Raw genomic sequence first — 18,016 nt, 5'->3', positions numbered from 1 at the left:
ACTCCTATTAAGCTACGTAGCAGATGATTTCACCACCAAGACCTGCTTTACGTGCAGCGCGGTCTGACATAAGACCCTTGGAAGTAGAAACGATAGCAATACCAAGACCACCCATTACAGAAGGAAGTTGATCTTTCTTCTTGTAAACACGTAGACCTGGACGAGAAACACGTTTAAGTTGCTCGATTACTGGTTTAGCTTGGAAGTACTTAAGAGTAACTTCTAGCTCAGGTTTTGCTTCGCCTTCAACAGCGAAGTCAACGATGTAACCTTCAGCTTTTAGTAGTGCAGCGATTGCAACTTTAAGCTTTGAAGAAGGCATTTTAACAGCAACTTTGTTTGCTGCCTGACCGTTACGAACACGGGTCAGCATATCCGAAATCGGATCTTGCATGCTCATATGATTTACTCCAAATGATTAAGTGGCAATTACCAGCTAGCCTTACGAAGACCCGGAATCTCGCCTTTCATGCAAGCTTCACGAACCTTAATACGGCTTAGACCGAACTTACGTAGGTAACCGTGTGGACGACCAGTTTGGTTACAACGGTTGCGCTGACGTGATGCACTTGAATCACGTGGAAGAGATTGCAGTGTAAGAACCGCATTCCAACGATCTTCTTCAGATGCGTTTACATCGCTGATGATAGCTTTTAGCGCTGCACGCTTTTCAGCGAACTTAGCTACTAGCTTCGCACGTTTTGCTTCACGTGCTTTCATTGAATTTTTAGCCATAACAGTAACCCTTCACCTTACTTACGGAATGGGAAGTTAAAGGCAGCCAGCAGAGCACGGCCTTCCTCATCAGTACCAGCAGACGTCGTAATAGTGATGTCTAGACCGCGTACTCGATCAACTTTATCAAAGTCGATTTCCGGGAAGATGATTTGCTCGCGAACGCCCATGCTGTAGTTACCGCGACCGTCAAAAGACTTAGCGCTAACACCACGGAAGTCACGTACTCGTGGAAGAGCGATCGAAATTAGACGCTCAAGAAAATCCCACATACGTTCGCCACGCAAGGTTACTTTACAACCGATAGGGTAGCCTTCACGGATTTTGAAACCTGCAACAGATTTACGAGCTTTAGTGATAAGTGGCTTTTGACCAGAGATCGTTGCCATATCAGCAGCTGCGTTTTCTAGCAGTTTCTTATCGTTGATTGCTTCACCAACACCCATGTTTAGGGTGATTTTCTCGATTCTAGGGACTTGCATGACGCTTGTGTAGCTAAACTGTTTGGTCAGTTCAGCGACTACAGACGACTTGTAGTAATCATGCAGTTTCGCCATAGTAGAACTCCAAATTACTTCTATTAGTTAGAAACGATTTCGTTGTTAGACTTAAAGAAACGAACTTTCTTACCATCTTCAAAACGGAAACCGATACGGTCAGCTTTACCAGTAGCTGCGTTAAAGATCGCCACGTTAGAAACGTCGATTGCTGCTTCTTGCTCTACGATACCGCCTTGGATACCTAGTGCAGGAACAGGTTTCTGGTGTTTCTTAACAAGGTTGATACCTTCAACGATAACTTTACCAGTTGCTAGGACCTTAGTTACTTTACCTTTCTTGCCTTTGTCTTTACCAGCAAGAACGATTACTTCGTCATTACGACGGATTTTAGCTGCCATTTCTACGTGCTCCTTACAGAACTTCTGGAGCCAGTGAAACGATCTTCATGAACTTATCGCCACGAAGTTCGCGTGTCACAGGACCAAAGATACGTGTACCGATTGGTTGCTCAGTGTTGTCGTTCAACAATACACAAGCATTTCGGTCGAAGCGAATGACAGAACCGTCAGGACGACGTACGCCTTTACGGGTGCGCACTACCACCGCCTTCAGAACGTCACCTTTTTTAACTTTACCGCGAGGAATTGCTTCCTTAACAGTAACTTTGATAACGTCACCGATATGTGCATAACGGCGGTGAGAGCCACCCAGAACCTTAATACACATTACGCTGCGTGCGCCTGAGTTATCAGCTGCGTCCAGCATACTTTGCATTTGGATCATGTTAGTGCTCCGCTAAATAATAAAAAAACTAGACCCTCTCGGGTCGGGCTGCCTCTTTAAAAGGGACGCGAATTGTACCACCCTTTTTTGTGATTGGGTAGTCAAAAAATAAACGGCTCCAAAAATAATTTTTGGAGCCGTTTGTCAATCATAGATTGGGGAAGATTACATCTTCGCCTTTTCTACAACTTTAACCAAAGTCCAAGACTTAGTCTTAGACAGTGGACGACACTCTGCGATTTCAACTTTGTCGCCTAGGCCACATTCGTTGTTCTCGTCGTGTGCGTGTACTTTAGTCGTGCGCTTTACGAATTTACCGTAAATTGGGTGTTTAACCATGCGCTCGATAGCAACTACGATAGACTTGTCCATCTTGTCGCTAACAACACGACCTTGTTGAGTACGTTTTACTTCGCTCATTATGCGCCTGCCTTCTCAGTCAAAACAGTTTTCACACGTGCGATATCACGGCGTACAGCTTTCAGAGTATGAGTTTGCTGTAGCTGACCAGTTGCAGCTTGCATGCGCAAGTTGAACTGTTCACGTAGCAAATTCAATAGCTCAGCGTTAAGCTCTTCAACGCTTTTCTCGCGTAGATCTTGTGCTTTCATCACATCACCTGCTTAGTTACAAATGTAGTTTTGAATGGCAGTTTACGAGCCGCTAGGCGGAACGCTTCACGAGCCAATTCTTCAGGTACACCACCCATTTCGTACATAACCTTACCAGGTTGGATTTGGGCTACCCAGTACTCAACGTTACCTTTACCCTTACCTTGACGAACTTCAAGTGGTTTTTCTGTGATTGGTTTGTCTGGGAACACACGGATCCAGATTTTACCTTGACGCTTAACGTGACGTGTCATTGCACGACGTGCCGCTTCAATTTGACGAGCAGTTAGACGACCACGGCCAACAGCTTTAAGACCGAATTCGCCGAAGCTTACATCAGTACCTTTAGCTAGACCACGGTTACGACCTGTCTGAACCTTACGGAACTTAGTACGTTTAGGTTGTAGCATCTGTCGACTCCTTACTTACGGCCTTTACGCTGCTTCTTAGGCTTGTCGCCTTTAGGCTCTACAGCGTTAGCTGCTGGCATACCACCTAGGATCTCACCTTTGAAGATCCAAGTTTTAATGCCGATCACACCGTATTGAGTGTGAGCCGAAGAAGTTGCGTAATCAATGTCTGCACGTAGAGTGTGTAGAGGTACACGACCTTCACGGTACCACTCAGAACGTGCGATTTCAGCGCCGCCTAGACGACCGCTTACTTCTACTTTGATGCCTTTAGCACCTAGACGCATTGCGTTTTGTACCGCGCGCTTCATAGCACGACGGAACATAACACGACGCTCTAGTTGAGACGCGATGCTGTCACCAACAAGTTGTGCATCAAGTTCAGGCTTACGTACTTCAGCGATGTTAATTTGCGCTGGTACACCTGCAATTTTTGCTACAGCTGCGCGTAGTTTCTCAACGTCTTCACCTTTCTTACCGATTACAACGCCTGGACGAGCAGTGTGAATAGTCACACGGATGCTCTTAGCAGGACGCTCGATAACGATGCGTGAAAGAGACGCTTTTTGTAGTTCCTTAGTTAGGAACTGACGTACCTTGAAGTCGCCGTCTAGGTTGTCAGCGAAATCTTTGGTGTTAGCAAACCATGTAGCATTCCAAGGCTTAACGATGCCAAGACGAATACCATTAGGATGTACTTTTTGACCCATTGCTTACTCTCCTAGTCTCTAGCGATCTGCTACAACAACAGTGATGTGGCTTGAACGCTTCAAGATACGATCCGCACGACCTTTAGCACGAGGCATAATACGCTTCATGGTTGGGCCTTCATCTACAAAGATTTTTGCGACATTCAGATCGTCAATATCTGCACCTTCGTTGTGCTCCGCGTTAGCGATAGCAGACTCTAGAACTTTCTTAACTAGAGCAGCAGCTTTTTTGTTGCTGAACGTTAGAATTTCTAGAGCTTGGTCAACAGATTTACCACGAATTAGATCCGCAACTAAGCGAGCTTTCTGAGGCGAAATGCGAGCAAAGTTATGTTTAGCAATAGCTTCCATTATTTACTCCTTAACGCTTCTTAGCTTTCTTATCCGCAGCGTGACCGCGGTAAGTACGTGTTGGTGCGAATTCACCTAGTTTGTGACCGATCATTTCTTCGGTTACGAAAACAGGTACGTGCTGACGACCATTATGGACAGCGATGGTCAAACCGATCATCGATGGGATGATCATTGAACGACGGGACCAAGTCTTAAGTGGCTTTTTGTCTCCGCTTTCCACCGCTTTCTCTACCTTCTTCAGCAAGTGTAGGTCAATAAATGGACCTTTCTTGAGAGAACGTGGCATGGCGATTCCTCTTTATATAGATTACTTGTTACGACGACGTACGATGTACTTGTCAGTGCGTTTGTTCTTACGAGTCTTGAAGCCTTTAGTTGGCATACCCCAAGGAGATACTGGATGACGGCCACCAGAAGTACGACCTTCACCACCACCGTGTGGGTGATCAACCGGGTTCATTACTACACCACGTACGGTTGGACGTACGCCGCGCCAGCGTGAAGCACCAGCTTTACCAAGTTCACGTAGCATGTGCTCAGAGTTACCAACTTCACCGATTGTTGCACGGCCTTCAGAAAGAACTTTGCGCATTTCGCCAGAACGTAGACGGATAGTTACGTACGCACCGTCGCGAGCAACGATTTGAGCGTAAGCACCAGCCGAACGAGCTAGCTGACCACCTTTACCAGGTTTTAGTTCAACGTTGTGTACAGTTGAACCTACTGGGATGTTACGCATTGGTAGAGTGTTACCAGCTTTAATCGGTGCATCAACACCAGATTGGATAACATCACCAGCTTGAACACCTTTAGGTGCTAGGATGTAGCGACGCTCACCGTCTTTGTAAAGAACTAGAGCAATGTTTGCGCTACGGTTTGGATCGTATTCTAGACGCTCAACTGTCGCTGGGATACCGTCTTTAGTACGTTTGAAGTCAACTACACGGTAGTGGTGCTTGTGACCACCGCCGATGTGACGTACTGTGATACGACCGTTGTTGTTACGACCACCGTTCTTAGAGTTTTTCTCTAGAAGTGGTGCGTATGGCTTGCCCTTGTGTAGGTCAGCGTTAACAACTTTAACAACGTGACGACGACCAGGGGAAGTCGGCTTACATTTAACAATAGCCATTCTTAACTACTCCTGTTATTCCGCGCCGCCAACAAAGTCAAGATCTTGACCTTCTTTCAAAGTAACGTACGCTTTCTTAACGTCGCTGCGGCGACCTTGGCGTAGACCTTGACGTTTGGTCTTACCCTTAGTGATAAGAGTATTTACAGACTTAACTTCAACTTCAAAAAGCTTTTCTACAGCTGCTTTGATCTCTTTTTTAGTTGCATCTTTAGCTACTTTGAAAACGATAGTGTTCGCTTTCTCAGCTGCCATAGTTGCTTTTTCAGAGATGTGCGGAGCACGTAGAACTTTTAGGATACGCTCTTCAGTGATCATGCTAGCATCTCCTCAACTTGCTTAACTGCTTCAGCAGTCATTACAACTTTGTCGAACGCGATTAGTGAAACTGGGTCGATACCAGCAACGTCACGTGCGTCAACTTTGTATAGGTTACGAGCAGCTAGGAATAGATTCTCATCTACTTCGCTAGTCACGATTAGAGCGTCAGTTAGCTCAAGCTCTTTAAGCTTAGCAACTAGCTCTTTAGTCTTTGGCGCTTCAACTGAGAAGTTATCAACAACGATTAGACGCTCTTGACGAACTAGCTCAGAAAGAATGCTCTTCATAGCACCGCGGTACATTTTTTTGTTTACTTTTTGGCTGTGATCTTGTGGTTTCGCAGCAAAAGTAACACCACCTGTACGCCAGATTGGGCTACGGATTGTACCAGCACGCGCACGGCCAGTACCTTTTTGACGCCATGGCTTAGCGCCACCGCCAGAAACTTCTGAACGTGTTTTTTGAGCACGTGTACCTTGACGAGCACCTGCTGCAAACGCAACAACTACTTGGTGTACAAGAGCTTCGTTAAACTCACGTCCGAAAGTAGTTTCGGAAACAGTTAGTGCATCAGCACCTTTAACCATTAGTTCCATTACTTACTCCTGAGACGTTATGCTTTAACAGCTGGTTTAACGATCACGTTGCCACCTGTTGAGCCTGGTACTGCACCTTTGATAAGAAGCAGATTGCGCTCAGCGTCAACACGTACGATCTCTAGGTTTTGAGTCGTTACACGCTCAGCACCCATGTGACCTGCCATTTTCTTGCCTTTAAATACGCGACCTGGAGTTTGACATTGGCCAATTGAACCCGGTGCACGGTGAGACAATGAGTTACCGTGAGTCATATCTTGAGTACGGAAGTTCCAACGCTTAACAGCGCCTTGGAAACCTTTACCCTTAGATGTACCAGTAACGTCTACTTTCTTAGTTTCGTTGAATAGTTCAACTGTTAGCTCAGCGCCAACTGCGAACTCTTCACCGTTTTCCAAACGGAATTCCCAAAGACCACGACCAGCTTCAACGCCAGCTTTAGCAAAGTGGCCTGCTTCAGCTTTGTTTACGCGGTTAGCTTTCTTAGAACCAGCAGTTACCTGGATTGCAGCGTAGCCATCTGTCTCAAGAGTTTTAACTTGAGAAACACGGTTTGCTTCAACTTCAACAACTGTTACTGGGATAGAAACGCCGTCTTCAGTAAATACGCGGGTCATGCCCACTTTACGACCGATTAGACCAATCATTCTTCTAATCTCCCTTAACCTAGGCTAATTTGAACGTCAACGCCCGCAGCAAGGTCTAGACGCATTAGAGCATCAACAGTTTTGTCTGTTGGCTCAACGATGTCGATTAGACGCTTGTGAGTACGGATTTCGTACTGGTCACGTGCTTTCTTGTTAACGTGTGGAGAGATAAGAACTGTGAAACGCTCTTTACGAGTTGGTAGTGGGATTGGACCACGAACCTGTGCGCCAGTGCGCTTAGCTGTTTCAACGATTTCCGCTGTAGAAGCGTCGATTAGTTTGTAATCGAATGCTTTTAGGCGGATACGGATACGTTGGTTCTGCATGAGACAGAGCTCCAATATTAAAAATTACACAAACAATATCGCCACTCAGACTCGTAAAGACGAGAGAATGCCGATTGATTTATGTGAAACCGTAGCATCCAAGATTAGGACGCATTGTCAGTTAATTTTCGATTAACTACCCCTACATACCAGAGTCACCTCTGGGGATAGTTTTTCCGAAGAAAAGATAGCTAATTGTATTAACCGCGAACATAAGCTGAGTCTACATTACCTCGTAAATCCGAAGATTTACTCGCTCCTCATTGCTCATTGGTTCACAACTGGCTTAACCAGTGCGCTGCATTATACAGATCACACTTTAGGATGCAATAGCCGAGTGAAAAATAATCGAACAAATTTTAGCCGCTCGATTCTCCCCTACTTTTGCGCTAGCCAATAAACAAAAAGGACGCCGAAGCGTCCTTTTTTAAACTGTAATCGTAATAGCGTCTGCTATTATTTCTTACCGCTTGATAGTGCACCGAAACGCTTGTTGAAGCGATCAACACGGCCGCCTGTATCAACGATACGTTGCTTACCAGTGTAGAATGGGTGACACTTGTCACATACGTCTAGGTGGATAGATTCCTTCGCTAGAGTAGATTTGAACTCGAAAGAGTTGCCGCAAGAACAAGTAGCAGTGATTGCTTTGTATTCTGGGTGGATACCAGCTTTCATGGGATAACCTCAATTGTAGGCCGTGTCGCTATACGAGTCTAAGCCGCACACCACACGTAATTAATAATAAAAGTGCGATACCGCATCGACCAATCGCCGAAGCCATATCTCAAGGCGCAGTATAGTAATGAATCACTAAGCTAGGATCAACACATTTGGCAACTTTTTCGCCACTTTTTTCACCAGTACTTTAGTACTGAGAGGAATCTACCCTCATTAAATACCGATCACTCGAATTTCTTAGTGCGTTTTAATAGACTATAGCCCTCTTCCCTCTTTTATATAGTAAAGATTCTATGCGTCCATCCATTGCCAGAGTGGCACTGCCAGTCCCTCTCGACAAACAGTTTGATTATGCCATTCCCGGGCATCTGTTTCCGATCATTGGTGGGCGAGTTTCTGTACCTTTCGGCCGACAAACCTTGGTTGGCGTTGTCACAGCGATGGTTAATCATTCTGATTTTCCAAAAGAGCAACTAAAACCAATTAAAGCGGTCTTGGATGCACAACCTGTTTGGCCTGAGAAACTTTATTCTTTATTAATATGGTGTAGCCAATTTTATCAGTACCCTCTTGGGGACACTTTGCACAATGCTATGCCAGCAGCTCTGCGAAAGGGGAAGCCCGCGGATTTCGCCACATTACAAGAGTGGCAAATCACCGCATCGGGCAAAGACAAGTTAATGCAGGGACTTGGGCGTGCGGTCAAACAACAACGCGCTTTGCAGATGTTGGTCAACGGAGCCGTCCCACATCAAGAGTTTATCGAACAAGAAATAGGCTCTGCGGTACTTAAGTCTTTGGAAGAGAAAGGCTGGGTTGAACGCATAGAGAAAAAACCTACAGTAACTAAGTGGAGCACTCAGGTTGAACGTGACGTCGAAAAGCCAAAACTCAACCATGAGCAAGCACTTGCTATTGCCAGCGTAAACAGCCAAACAGGTTTTGCCTGCTATTTATTGGAAGGAGTGACAGGCTCTGGTAAAACAGAAGTTTACTTGAACCTAATCAAGCCAGTTCTTGAGCAAGGCAAACAAGCTTTGGTTTTAGTACCCGAAATTGGCTTAACCCCACAAACCATCAACCGCTTTAAACATCGATTTAATGTGCCTGTTGATGTCATCCACTCTGGGTTAAATGACACCGAGCGCCTTAACGCTTGGCTATCAGCACGAGATAAAGCAGCCGGTATTATTATTGGTACCCGCTCTGCCCTGCTCACTCCTTTTGCGGATCTGGGCATCATTATTGTCGATGAAGAACACGACTCCTCATATAAGCAGCAAGACAGCTTGCGCTACCACGCCCGTGATGTCGCAGTCATGCGCGCACACAAAGAGCAAGTGCCTATTGTTCTCGGCTCAGCAACCCCTGCTTTAGAAACGCTGCATAATGCGCTATCGGGCAAATACCACCACTTAACGTTGACTCAACGTGCTGGCTCTGCGGTACCTACCACCAACAAAGTACTCGATGTTAAAGGGCTTTATTTAGACAGTGGTTTGTCCGCACCTTTAATTGCTGAAATGCGTAAACACCTTAAAGCTGGCAACCAAGTGATGTTGTTCCTAAACCGCCGCGGCTTTTCCCCTGCCTTAATGTGCCATGAATGTGGTTGGATTGCGGAATGTAAACGTTGCGATGCTTATTATACGTTCCATCAATACAGCAATGAGATTCGCTGCCATCATTGTGGCTCACAACAACCGGTAATTCATCAATGTCAGGGCTGCGGTTCTACTCAGCTAGTGACGGTTGGCGTAGGTACTGAACAGCTTGAACTGCAATTGGCAGATCTATTCCCTGAATACAAAGCGATTCGTATTGATAGAGACAGTACTCGCCGTAAAGGCAGTTTGGAAGATGCACTCGAGTCAATTCGTAAAGGTGAATACCAAATTCTGATAGGGACCCAGATGTTGGCGAAAGGCCACCACTTCCCTAATGTCACCCTTGTTGCACTATTGGATGTCGATGGCTCTCTATATAGTAGCGACTTCCGCGCCTCCGAAAGGCTCGCTCAGCTATTTATTCAGGTTGCGGGGCGTGCAGGGCGTGCAAGCAAACCCGGTGAAGTGATTCTTCAAACTCACCACCCTGAACACAGCTTACTGCAAGCCCTGCTTCAGAAAGACTATCGTCACTTTGCTATGACAGCGTTGGAAGAGCGCAAACTGGCCCAGCTTCCACCCTATAGTTTCTTAACGTTGTTTAAGGCGGAAGCCAACCAAAGCGAAGTAGTTGAAGACTTTTTGCGTCAGGTTCGTTTTACTCTGGAATCACATCCGCTATTCGATGACTCTTGTATGGTGTTAGGCCCAACACCATCACCTTTGGCTAAGCGTGCCGGTACGTATCGTTGGCAGCTCTTACTGCAAACTCAACATCGCTCATTGATGCAAAAGTTATTAACCAGTGCCAAACCTGCTATTGAGTTGTTGCCAAATGCCAAGAAAGTCCGCTGGAATTTAGACATAGAACCACAGGATCTCAGCTAGCAAACGTTTAACTATGTAATGAATTACCTTTTAATGTGATGGAGTTCTCATTAGGATTGCAATTTTTGTTAAACAGACCGTAACTTTCCCTTTAGAAATGAATAGACTATTCAAATTAGTAAAGTCTAAAGTGGATCAGTCACATAGACTTCAATTAGAAAAATGATGAACGTCATCTTGGCAATTATTTTAAGAGGGTAAAAACTATGGCGACAATGAAGGATGTTGCCCAGCTTGCAGGGGTATCTACTGCTACGGTATCGCGAGCATTGATGAATCCAGAAAAAGTCTCTTCATCGACAAGAAAGAGAGTGGAAGATGCCGTACTAGAAGCTGGTTATTCACCGAATTCATTAGCTCGTAACTTACGCAGAAATGAATCAAAGACCATTGTCACTATCGTCCCAGACATTTGCGACCCGTACTTCTCTGAGATTATTCGCGGCATTGAAGACGCAGCAATGGAGCACGGTTACCTTGTTCTACTTGGTGATAGCGGTCAGCAGAAAAAGCGTGAAAGCTCATTTGTAAACCTGGTTTTCACCAAGCAAGCTGATGGCATGCTGCTTCTCGGAACCGATCTACCTTTTGATGTCAGCAAGCCGGAACAGAAAAACCTACCACCTATGGTGATGGCGTGTGAGTTCGCACCAGAGCTTGAATTGCCAACGGTGCACATCGATAACCTTACTTCTGCGTTCGAAGCTGTAAACTACCTGACTCAACTTGGCCATAAGCGTATTGCTCAAATTTCTGGTCCAGACACTGCGGTACTTTGTCAGTTCCGCCAACAGGGTTACCAGCAAGCACTTCGTCGCGCAGGCATTCATAAAGAAGAACAATACAGCGTAATCGCTGACTTCTCTTTTGAAGGCGGCGTGCAAGCAGTCCGTAAACTTCTTGAGTTACCGGAACCACCAACCGCACTCTTCTGCCACTGTGACACCATGGCGATTGGTGCAATTCAAGAAGCGAAACGTCTAGGCTTACGTATTCCTCAAGATTTATCGATCGTAGGTTTTGATGACATTCAGTTCGCACAATACTGCGATCCACCGTTAACGACTATCTCCCAACCTCGTTATGAGATCGGTCGTCAAGCCATGTTGATGATGCTTGAACTACTAAAAGGCCATGACGTTCATTCCGGCTCTCGCTTACTAGAGACTAAGTTGGTTGTTCGTGGCAGCGCAGCGCCACCGCCATTGCGTTAATCTGCAAATAAATATCAAAGCGATGCTTCCGGCGTCGCTTTTTTATGCCTACTTTCCTGTACGTAGCTAACAAGAATGTTCGAATAGGGTGTTTTCTCATTGCGTTCTGGATTAACATATTTGCCAGAATCCTTGATGACCTGAAGTAACCGTGGCAAATAGAGATTATGTAAGACGCGGACGCGGCGCTCCGAAAAAGTCTACAAAAAAACAACCTTCAAGAAAAAAACCTTGGCGTAGTGGTCTACTAGCAATCTTGCTCGTGGGCGGCTTTGGCTATGGACTGTATTTGTTAAGCTCTGATCCAGAACCTGAGCAAACTGTTGTGGTTGAAAAGCCCGTAACGAACACCACCAGCAAGCCAAAAGCGAAGAAAGACATCCCACCTCCACCAGAAGAAAAGTGGGAGTACGTGGAATCTTTACCGCAGCGTGAAGTGGAAGTCGTTGCGAAAGAAATTCAAGTATCCAAAGTACCTTACGTGATGCAGTGTGGCGCTTACAAAAAGCAAAGCCAAGCCGAAGAGCGTAAGCTGGCTATCGCCTTCCAGGGCATGACGAGCCGAGTCATTAAGAAAGAAGGCAGCTCTTGGTATCGCGTTGTTCTTGGTCCATACAAGTTCAAACGAGATGCAGAAAAAGATCGTCACAAACTACAACGCGCGAAGATCGAGCCATGTGCTATTTGGAAAGAGAATCTATAATTCTCACAGTTCGATGAAATACGAAGACCAACCGAGCGATCGGTTGGTCTTTTCTTTTAGCTAAAGGGCAGAAAAGCGAGATTCCCTACTCGTTTAGCTTCACTGTAGGGAGTGACACAGATAACACGTCACCAGCACGCCTTATCTCCCCCAACGCCATCGCTCTCATTCTTGTTCAAAAAGACAAAACACTCTGTCTATCATCGAAAAACAACTTCCCCTTGAATCCACAATTCATCTGCCCCATATACTTAATTAAATCCAAAGAGAAATAATTAAGAGGTCGACTGTGACTACCATTGTATCTGTACGTCGAAACAATAAAGTCGTCATCGCGGGTGATGGCCAAGTGTCGCTAGGCAATACCGTAATGAAAGGCAACGCGCGCAAAGTTCGCCGCCTATACAACAACCAAGTCCTTGCAGGCTTCGCTGGCGGTACAGCAGATGCCTTCACCTTATTCGAGCGCTTCGAAAGCAAGCTGCAAATGCACCAAGGCCATTTAACAAAGGCAGCTGTGGAGCTAGCAAAAGATTGGCGTAGCGACCGCGCACTTCGCAAACTAGAAGCCCTTCTAGCAGTAGCAGACGAAACCGCTTCTTTGATCATCACGGGTAACGGTGATGTGGTGCAGCCAGAAAACGATCTGATCGCTATTGGCTCTGGCGGCGCGTACGCACAAGCTGCAGCAACAGCCCTATTAGAAAACACAGACCTAGACGCGCGTGAAATTGCGGAAAAAGCATTGAACATTGCTGGCGACATCTGTGTATTCACCAACCATCACCACACTGTAGAAGAACTAGAATCTACAGTAGAGCTTCCTAAGCCAACGGCTTAAGAGCAATCGTAACGAAGTAAGGAAAAAATATGTCTGAAATGACTCCTCGCGAAATCGTTCATGAACTGAACCGCCACATCATTGGTCAAGACAAAGCAAAACGTTCGGTTGCGATTGCACTACGTAACCGCTGGCGCCGCATGCAGCTTGAAGAAAGCTTGCGTGTTGAAGTAACGCCAAAGAACATTCTAATGATTGGTCCTACCGGTGTAGGTAAAACTGAGATCGCACGTCGTCTTGCTAAACTGGCAAATGCTCCATTCATTAAAGTAGAAGCAACTAAATTCACGGAAGTGGGTTATGTAGGTAAAGAAGTGGAAACCATCATCCGCGACCTTACTGATGTTGCCGTGAAGATGACTCACCAACAAGCGATGGAAAAAGTAAAATTCCGTGCTGAAGAGCAAGCAGAAGAGCGTATTCTTGATGCCCTACTTCCACCAGCTCGTGATGCTTGGGGTCAATCTGAGCAAAAGGAAGACACATCGAACACGCGTCAAATCTTCCGCAAGAAACTGCGTGAAGGCCAGCTAGATGACAAAGAAATCGACATCGACGTAGCTGCACCGCAAATGGGTGTTGAGATCATGGCGCCTCCTGGTATGGAAGAAATGACCAACCAGCTACAAGGCATGTTCCAAAACCTAGCCGGTGATACGAAGAAAAAACGCAAGCTGAAAATCAAAGACGCAATGAAAGCGTTGGCAGAAGAAGAAGCGGCGAAACTGGTTAACCAAGAAGAGCTGAAAGAGTCTGCAATCTTCAACGTAGAAAACAACGGCATCGTGTTCATCGACGAAATCGACAAGATTTGTAAGCGAGGTGAAAGCTCTGGTCCTGATGTTTCTCGTGAAGGTGTTCAGCGTGACCTACTACCGTTAATCGAAGGTAGCACGGTATCAACGAAGCATGGCATGGTGAAAACTGATCACATCTTGTTTGTGGCATCTGGCGCATTCCAAGTAGCGAAGCCTTCTGACCTGATCCCAGAACTGCAAGGTCGTCTACCAATCCGCGTAGAACTTGAAGCGCTGAGCAGCAACGACTTCAAACGCATCCTAACCGAGCCAAAAGCGTCTCTAACAGAGCAGTACATTGCGCTGATGAAAACAGAGAGCGTAGATGTAGAATTCACTGAAGATGGCATCACACAAATCGCGGAAGCGGCATGGACAGTAAACGAAACCACTGAGAACATTGGTGCGCGTCGACTACACACAGTGATGGAGCGTCTGATGGATGAGATTTCTTACGACGCGACTGAAAAAGCCGGTGAGAAGTTCGTCATTAACGCGGCATACGTGAAAGACCGCCTAGGCGATACGATTGAAGATGAAGATCTAAGCCGCTTTATTCTTTAAGCAAGATCCGACTCTCATCAAGGCTGCCATATTGGCAGCCTTTTTATTGCCTCAAATATGGAAACTGTGTTCCTTCTCCGTAACCCTTTGACTCTTAATTGACTTGCTTCAGGTCAATAGCGTATTGAGCGCTTTGTGCTTATACTGGGCACATTGGTTACTAGCACGAAATATCCATGAAACAATCATTGCAGATCTGGCTTGAAGCCGCTCGCCCAAAAACATTACCCCTCGCACTGGTGTCTATTTTGACCGGTAGCGTACTCGCCTACTCTGCGGGACACTTCTCGCTGACGATTGCCATTATGGCGTTTATCACGGCGACCCTACTGCAAATTTTGTCGAACCTTGCGAACGACTACGGCGATGCAGTGCAAGGCACGGACAACGACAACCGTTTAGGCCCTCAGCGCGCAATGCAATCTGGCGCAGTCACAGCACAGCAAATGAAAGTCGCGATCATCTTCAACATCATCCTGACCGCCATTGCTGGTTTAACCTTAGTGTTTTACGCACTGAGCTCTTTTGAAAGCATCATTACCTTTATCGGTCTGGGCATTCTTGCCATTATCGCGGCGATTGCTTACACCATGGGCAGCAAGCCTTATGGTTATGTTGGCTTGGGTGACCTGTCTGTATTTATCTTCTTTGGCCTACTTGGTGTATCTGGCACTTACTTCCTACACACAGGTCATGTAGATGCGACACTATTCCTACCAGCACTGGGTTGTGGTTTGTTAGCAGTAGCTGTACTGAACATCAACAACATGCGCGATATCGAGAACGACAGCGAATGTGGTAAGCGCACCATGGCCGTTCGACTTGGCCAACGTAAAGCAAAGCAATACCACTTCATTTTACTTGGTGGTGCGCTACTGGCTTTCGCAGCTTACCTGCTTATTCAAGACAAGCCAGTATGGATTAGTCTGCCCTTCTTGATCAGCATTTACGTGGTGGCTCATCACGGCAAAGCGGTTTGGGATACCGAAAAGCCAGCACAAATTGCACCTATGATGCCTGTTGTTGTGAAATGCTCACTGGTCACTAACGTTTTATTTGCAACAATTGTGGTAGCTCAAACTCTGATGAGTTAAAAAAGGATTGTCATTGCATTGACTTAATGCCTAGATATACTCAAAGACAACAGTTTCTGTTTAGAAAGGTACGCTATGGAATACAATACCTCAGCACTCTGTGATATCTATCTTGATCAGGTAGATGTAGTTGAACCGATGTTCAGTAACTTTGGCGGTCGAGCGTCGTTTGCCGGGCAAGTGACGACGATTAAGTGTTTTGAAGACAACGCACTGATCCGTGAAACGTTAGAACAAGATGGTATCGGGCGAGTATTGCTGATTGATGGTGGCGGTTCCTTGCGCAGAGCCTTAATCGATGCAGAAATCGCAACACTAGCAGAAGAAAACGAATGGGAAGGGATTGTGGTTTATGGTTGTGTTCGCGAAGTGGACGAACTGGAAGACATGAACCTTGGCATTCAGGCTCTCGCTTCAATTCCTGTTGGGGCAGCAAATCAAGGCATTGGTGAAATCGACGTACCAGTGAACTTTGGTGGCGTTAGCTTCCTACCTGAAGATTACATCTATGCCGATAGCACAGGCATCATTCTTTCACCTGAGCCACTCAATGTAGACTTAGAGCTCGATGAAGAAGACGAAGATGAAGATGAAGCAGAGCTAAATTAATCTTTTATTAGCAACTAGCCACATCGCTAAAAAAATATCGCCAAATACGCAAACACCCGCCGAAGCGGGTGTTTTTGATTCTGGATACTTAAGTGGATTATTCCACTTCGTCCATCTTGCCAAGTAGTGCACGAATGCGCTCTTGCCATTGTGCGTGCTCTTGTTGAGCTTGCTGAGATTTTTGCTCTAGCTCTTCACGTTGAGAACGAAGCTCGTTAGCTTCTGTTTCAAGTTTTACTTTATCTTCTTTCAGCTCTTCGACTTCCATCTGAAGAAGAGTGATTGTGTCAACTGCAGTTTGAATTTTCGCTTCTAGTTGTTCTAGTACTTCAAAAGACATCTTGGCCTACCTATTGTTATTCCGTTGGGACGATGCGCGAGCGTTCGCTTGCACCTTACCGATAAGGTTCATTCTACTCAGCGTAGCGACGAGAAACACTCACTATATTCGATATTTCGCATCATTCGGTTAAAAAATCAGCGCAATCTCACTAAACGCTGACTTTTCTTATCCTAGAGGCATTTTTGAACAATGCAATTTGCTCTCACGACGCCAAAAACTCACCCAAGTATTGATCAAATTCAACTTAGTTAAAGTAAAAGCTCAGCAAAAAGGCAAACGTTTAACTTACGATGTGATAGAATCGCCGCGCAAATTCTTCTTCCCTCTTGTTACTTGGAGACATCATGAAACGCGATTTAGCAATGGCATTTTCCCGTGTTACTGAAGGTGCCGCTCTGGCTGGCTATAAATGGCTTGGTCGTGGCGACAAAAACGCAGCGGACGGTGCTGCTGTTGAAGTTATGCGCACCTTGCTGAACAAAACAGACATCAGTGGTGAAATCGTTATTGGTGAAGGCGAAATCGATGATGCGCCAATGCTATACATTGGTGAACAAGTGGGCATCGGTGGTGATGAAGTAGATATCGCCGTTGACCCGATTGAAGGCACACGTATGACGGCAATGGGGCAATCTAACGCATTGGCAGTGCTAGCAGCTGGCGAGAAAGGCAGCTTCCTTAAAGCGCCGGATATGTACATGGAAAAATTGGTTGTTGGTCCTGGTGCAAAAGGCGTTATCGACTTAGGTAAACCTCTAAAAGAAAACCTAGAAAACGTTGCTAAAGCACTGAACAAGACTCTTGATACACTTGTTGTGATTACGCTTGCTAAGCCACGTCACGATGAAGTGATCGCAGAGATGCAAGCAATGGGCGTTCGTGTGTTCGCAGTGCCAGACGGCGATGTAGCCGCTTCGATCCTAACTTGTATGCCAGATAGCGAAGTAGACGTGATGTACTGCATCGGCGGTGCTCCAGAAGGCGTAGTATCGGCAGCAGTGATTCGCGCACTAGACGGTGACATGCATGGTCGTCTTCTTCCTCGTCACGAAGTAAAAGGCGATACTGAAGAAAACCGCATCTACGGCGCTGCTGAACTTCAACGCTGTGAAGAGATGGGCGTTCAAGCGAACGTGGTTCTAAAGATGGAAGACATGGCACGCAGCGACAACGTAGTATTCTCTGCAACGGGTATTACCAAGGGTGACCTACTGGAAGGTATCTCTCGTCAAGGTAACATCGCAACAACAGAAACCCTATTGATTCGCGGTCGCTGTCGTACTATTCGTCGCATCAAGTCTACGCACTACCTAGAGCGTAAAGACCCTGAAGTGCGCGATATCATTCTTTAAGCAGTATTCGAGGCTCCCACTCCCCCTGAGTTGGAGCCTTTCTTTTCTGGTAAGTCATTTAAACTTCGTTTTTAATCGCGAGACTGAGAATCTAGTTCCAGCAAGCTCTTAGCCTTTATTCCACCTCCAGACCACAGAATCAAAGGATAATAGATTCTGAATCACACTCGTTCCTCGTTGTTCGATGTATGGACTCCC

Annotated in this window: 25 protein-coding genes and 1 pseudogene; 8 read left to right on the top strand and 18 right to left on the bottom strand. The window is 46.0% G+C overall.

The features are described from left to right. Positions 1-7: 7 nt before the first annotated feature. The 17 genes from rpsH to rpmE all read right to left on the bottom strand — a co-directional run bounded on the left by rpsH (position 8) and on the right by rpmE (position 7,803). Positions 8-400 (bottom strand): 30S ribosomal protein S8, encoded by a 393-nt coding sequence (gene rpsH, locus H735_RS20090; protein ID WP_005450567.1) that lies wholly within the window; start codon positions 398-400, stop codon positions 8-10. A gap of 29 nt (positions 401-429) precedes the next feature. Continuing rightward, positions 430-735, bottom strand: coding sequence for a 30S ribosomal protein S14 (gene rpsN / locus H735_RS20085; protein ID WP_004410442.1), 306 nt, complete (start codon positions 733-735; stop codon positions 430-432). 17 nt (positions 736-752) lie between these two features. Further along, a complete protein-coding gene (gene rplE / locus H735_RS20080) occupies positions 753-1,292 on the bottom strand; it encodes a 50S ribosomal protein L5 (protein WP_005450569.1) in 540 nt (179 codons plus the stop codon). A gap of 23 nt (positions 1,293-1,315) precedes the next feature. Next, a complete protein-coding gene (rplX, locus tag H735_RS20075) occupies positions 1,316-1,633 on the bottom strand; it encodes a 50S ribosomal protein L24 (RefSeq protein ID WP_005435084.1) in 318 nt (105 codons plus the stop codon). A gap of 13 nt (positions 1,634-1,646) precedes the next feature. After that, a complete protein-coding gene (gene rplN / locus H735_RS20070; protein WP_004410450.1) occupies positions 1,647-2,018 on the bottom strand; it encodes a 50S ribosomal protein L14 in 372 nt (123 codons plus the stop codon). Between the two features lie 165 nt (positions 2,019-2,183). Continuing rightward, entirely contained in the window at positions 2,184-2,438 is a 255-nt protein-coding gene (gene rpsQ, locus H735_RS20065; RefSeq protein ID WP_005450571.1) for a 30S ribosomal protein S17, read from the bottom strand. After that, positions 2,438-2,629, bottom strand: a complete 192-nt coding sequence (rpmC, locus tag H735_RS20060; RefSeq protein ID WP_004410456.1) for a 50S ribosomal protein L29 — start codon at positions 2,627-2,629, stop codon at positions 2,438-2,440. Before rpmC ends, rpsQ begins: the two co-directional genes overlap by 1 nt. Beyond that, positions 2,629-3,039, bottom strand: a complete 411-nt coding sequence (gene rplP / locus H735_RS20055; protein ID WP_005379577.1) for a 50S ribosomal protein L16 — start codon at positions 3,037-3,039, stop codon at positions 2,629-2,631. Before rplP ends, rpmC begins: the two co-directional genes overlap by 1 nt. An 11-nt stretch (positions 3,040-3,050) precedes the next feature. Beyond that, a complete protein-coding gene (rpsC, locus tag H735_RS20050; protein ID WP_005435080.1) occupies positions 3,051-3,749 on the bottom strand; it encodes a 30S ribosomal protein S3 in 699 nt (232 codons plus the stop codon). An 18-nt stretch (positions 3,750-3,767) separates the two neighbouring features. Next, a complete protein-coding gene (gene rplV / locus H735_RS20045) occupies positions 3,768-4,100 on the bottom strand; it encodes a 50S ribosomal protein L22 (protein WP_005383164.1) in 333 nt (110 codons plus the stop codon). A 10-nt stretch (positions 4,101-4,110) separates the two neighbouring features. Next, positions 4,111-4,389 (bottom strand): 30S ribosomal protein S19, encoded by a 279-nt coding sequence (gene rpsS, locus H735_RS20040; protein ID WP_005431614.1) that lies wholly within the window; start codon positions 4,387-4,389, stop codon positions 4,111-4,113. 21 nt (positions 4,390-4,410) lie between these two features. Beyond that, positions 4,411-5,235, bottom strand: coding sequence for a 50S ribosomal protein L2 (gene rplB, locus H735_RS20035; RefSeq protein ID WP_005450574.1), 825 nt, complete (start codon positions 5,233-5,235; stop codon positions 4,411-4,413). Between the two features lie 15 nt (positions 5,236-5,250). Then, entirely contained in the window at positions 5,251-5,553 is a 303-nt protein-coding gene (gene rplW / locus H735_RS20030) for a 50S ribosomal protein L23 (RefSeq protein WP_004398471.1), read from the bottom strand. Then, entirely contained in the window at positions 5,550-6,152 is a 603-nt protein-coding gene (gene rplD / locus H735_RS20025) for a 50S ribosomal protein L4 (protein WP_005435074.1), read from the bottom strand. The genes rplW and rplD overlap by 4 nt, the downstream gene beginning before the upstream one ends. Before the next feature lie 17 nt (positions 6,153-6,169). Then, the gene (gene rplC, locus H735_RS20020) at positions 6,170-6,799 is read right to left on the bottom strand and encodes a 50S ribosomal protein L3 (protein WP_005435072.1); all 630 of its coding nucleotides are present in this window, start codon (positions 6,797-6,799) and stop codon (positions 6,170-6,172) included. A 14-nt stretch (positions 6,800-6,813) separates the two neighbouring features. Further along, positions 6,814-7,125, bottom strand: a complete 312-nt coding sequence (gene rpsJ / locus H735_RS20015; RefSeq protein ID WP_004410492.1) for a 30S ribosomal protein S10 — start codon at positions 7,123-7,125, stop codon at positions 6,814-6,816. 456 nt (positions 7,126-7,581) lie between these two features. Then, positions 7,582-7,803, bottom strand: coding sequence for a 50S ribosomal protein L31 (gene rpmE / locus H735_RS20010; protein ID WP_005450576.1), 222 nt, complete (start codon positions 7,801-7,803; stop codon positions 7,582-7,584). A 296-nt stretch (positions 7,804-8,099) separates the two neighbouring features. On the opposite strand from rpmE, the gene priA reads away from it, so the two are divergent. The 7 genes and pseudogenes from priA to rraA all read left to right on the top strand — a co-directional run bounded on the left by priA (position 8,100) and on the right by rraA (position 16,123). After that, on the top strand, positions 8,100-10,301 hold the full coding sequence (gene priA, locus H735_RS20005; RefSeq protein WP_020196519.1) for a primosomal protein N': 2,202 nt from the start codon (positions 8,100-8,102) through the stop codon (positions 10,299-10,301). A gap of 203 nt (positions 10,302-10,504) precedes the next feature. Further along, positions 10,505-11,515: pseudogene (gene cytR / locus H735_RS20000) on the top strand (DNA-binding transcriptional regulator CytR); the annotation flags it as partial. Between the two features lie 151 nt (positions 11,516-11,666). Beyond that, entirely contained in the window at positions 11,667-12,218 is a 552-nt protein-coding gene (locus H735_RS19995) for an SPOR domain-containing protein (RefSeq protein WP_020196517.1), read from the top strand. Positions 12,219-12,507: 289 nt separating this feature from the next. After that, complete coding sequence (gene hslV / locus H735_RS19990; protein ID WP_005435051.1) at positions 12,508-13,059, top strand: ATP-dependent protease subunit HslV; 552 nt, start codon at positions 12,508-12,510, stop codon at positions 13,057-13,059. Positions 13,060-13,088: 29 nt separating this feature from the next. Next, positions 13,089-14,420, top strand: coding sequence for an HslU--HslV peptidase ATPase subunit (gene hslU, locus H735_RS19985; RefSeq protein WP_020196516.1), 1,332 nt, complete (start codon positions 13,089-13,091; stop codon positions 14,418-14,420). Positions 14,421-14,596: 176 nt separating this feature from the next. After that, complete coding sequence (locus H735_RS19980; protein WP_020196515.1) at positions 14,597-15,514, top strand: 1,4-dihydroxy-2-naphthoate polyprenyltransferase; 918 nt, start codon at positions 14,597-14,599, stop codon at positions 15,512-15,514. Between the two features lie 75 nt (positions 15,515-15,589). Further along, complete coding sequence (rraA, locus tag H735_RS19975) at positions 15,590-16,123, top strand: ribonuclease E activity regulator RraA (RefSeq protein ID WP_020196514.1); 534 nt, start codon at positions 15,590-15,592, stop codon at positions 16,121-16,123. 97 nt (positions 16,124-16,220) lie between these two features. Here the strand turns inward: rraA and zapB are convergent, their stop codons facing one another. After that, positions 16,221-16,463: a cell division protein ZapB gene (gene zapB, locus H735_RS19970; protein WP_005450586.1), complete on the bottom strand. Its 243-nt coding sequence runs from the start codon at positions 16,461-16,463 to the stop codon at positions 16,221-16,223. Positions 16,464-16,810: 347 nt separating this feature from the next. Here zapB and glpX point away from each other — a divergent pair, with 347 nt between their 5' ends. Beyond that, positions 16,811-17,818 (top strand): class II fructose-bisphosphatase, encoded by a 1,008-nt coding sequence (gene glpX / locus H735_RS19965; protein ID WP_005450587.1) that lies wholly within the window; start codon positions 16,811-16,813, stop codon positions 17,816-17,818. The last annotated feature ends 198 nt before the right edge of the window (positions 17,819-18,016 follow it).

Origin of the sequence: Vibrio owensii CAIM 1854 = LMG 25443, from assembly GCF_000817815.1 — a bacterium.
Classification (GTDB): domain Bacteria; phylum Pseudomonadota; class Gammaproteobacteria; order Enterobacterales; family Vibrionaceae; genus Vibrio; species Vibrio owensii.
Note: the sequence above shows the minus strand (reverse complement) of the source record. Positions and strands in the feature narration are given on the sequence as shown.

Bases quoted from the DNA above. Each gene is read 5' to 3' on its own strand.
- rpsH (WP_005450567.1), bottom strand. From the start codon at position 400: ATGAGCATGCAAGATCCGATTTCGGATATGCTGACCCGTGTTCGTAAC.
- rpsN (WP_004410442.1), bottom strand. From the start codon at position 735: ATGGCTAAAAATTCAATGAAAGCACGTGAAGCAAAACGTGCGAAGCTA.
- rplE (WP_005450569.1), bottom strand. From the start codon at position 1,292: ATGGCGAAACTGCATGATTACTACAAGTCGTCTGTAGTCGCTGAACTG.
- rplX (WP_005435084.1), bottom strand. From the start codon at position 1,633: ATGGCAGCTAAAATCCGTCGTAATGACGAAGTAATCGTTCTTGCTGGT.
- rplN (WP_004410450.1), bottom strand. From the start codon at position 2,018: ATGATCCAAATGCAAAGTATGCTGGACGCAGCTGATAACTCAGGCGCA.
- rpsQ (WP_005450571.1), bottom strand. From the start codon at position 2,438: ATGAGCGAAGTAAAACGTACTCAACAAGGTCGTGTTGTTAGCGACAAG.
- rpmC (WP_004410456.1), bottom strand. From the start codon at position 2,629: ATGAAAGCACAAGATCTACGCGAGAAAAGCGTTGAAGAGCTTAACGCT.
- rplP (WP_005379577.1), bottom strand. From the start codon at position 3,039: ATGCTACAACCTAAACGTACTAAGTTCCGTAAGGTTCAGACAGGTCGT.
- rpsC (WP_005435080.1), bottom strand. From the start codon at position 3,749: ATGGGTCAAAAAGTACATCCTAATGGTATTCGTCTTGGCATCGTTAAG.
- rplV (WP_005383164.1), bottom strand. From the start codon at position 4,100: ATGGAAGCTATTGCTAAACATAACTTTGCTCGCATTTCGCCTCAGAAA.
- rpsS (WP_005431614.1), bottom strand. From the start codon at position 4,389: ATGCCACGTTCTCTCAAGAAAGGTCCATTTATTGACCTACACTTGCTG.
- rplB (WP_005450574.1), bottom strand. From the start codon at position 5,235: ATGGCTATTGTTAAATGTAAGCCGACTTCCCCTGGTCGTCGTCACGTT.
- rplW (WP_004398471.1), bottom strand. From the start codon at position 5,553: ATGATCACTGAAGAGCGTATCCTAAAAGTTCTACGTGCTCCGCACATC.
- rplD (WP_005435074.1), bottom strand. From the start codon at position 6,152: ATGGAACTAATGGTTAAAGGTGCTGATGCACTAACTGTTTCCGAAACT.
- rplC (WP_005435072.1), bottom strand. From the start codon at position 6,799: ATGATTGGTCTAATCGGTCGTAAAGTGGGCATGACCCGCGTATTTACT.
- rpsJ (WP_004410492.1), bottom strand. From the start codon at position 7,125: ATGCAGAACCAACGTATCCGTATCCGCCTAAAAGCATTCGATTACAAA.
- rpmE (WP_005450576.1), bottom strand. From the start codon at position 7,803: ATGAAAGCTGGTATCCACCCAGAATACAAAGCAATCACTGCTACTTGT.
- priA (WP_020196519.1), top strand. From the start codon at position 8,100: ATGCGTCCATCCATTGCCAGAGTGGCACTGCCAGTCCCTCTCGACAAA.
- hslU (WP_020196516.1), top strand. From the start codon at position 13,089: ATGTCTGAAATGACTCCTCGCGAAATCGTTCATGAACTGAACCGCCAC.
- H735_RS19980 (WP_020196515.1), top strand. From the start codon at position 14,597: ATGAAACAATCATTGCAGATCTGGCTTGAAGCCGCTCGCCCAAAAACA.
- rraA (WP_020196514.1), top strand. From the start codon at position 15,590: ATGGAATACAATACCTCAGCACTCTGTGATATCTATCTTGATCAGGTA.
- zapB (WP_005450586.1), bottom strand. From the start codon at position 16,463: ATGTCTTTTGAAGTACTAGAACAACTAGAAGCGAAAATTCAAACTGCA.
- glpX (WP_005450587.1), top strand. From the start codon at position 16,811: ATGAAACGCGATTTAGCAATGGCATTTTCCCGTGTTACTGAAGGTGCC.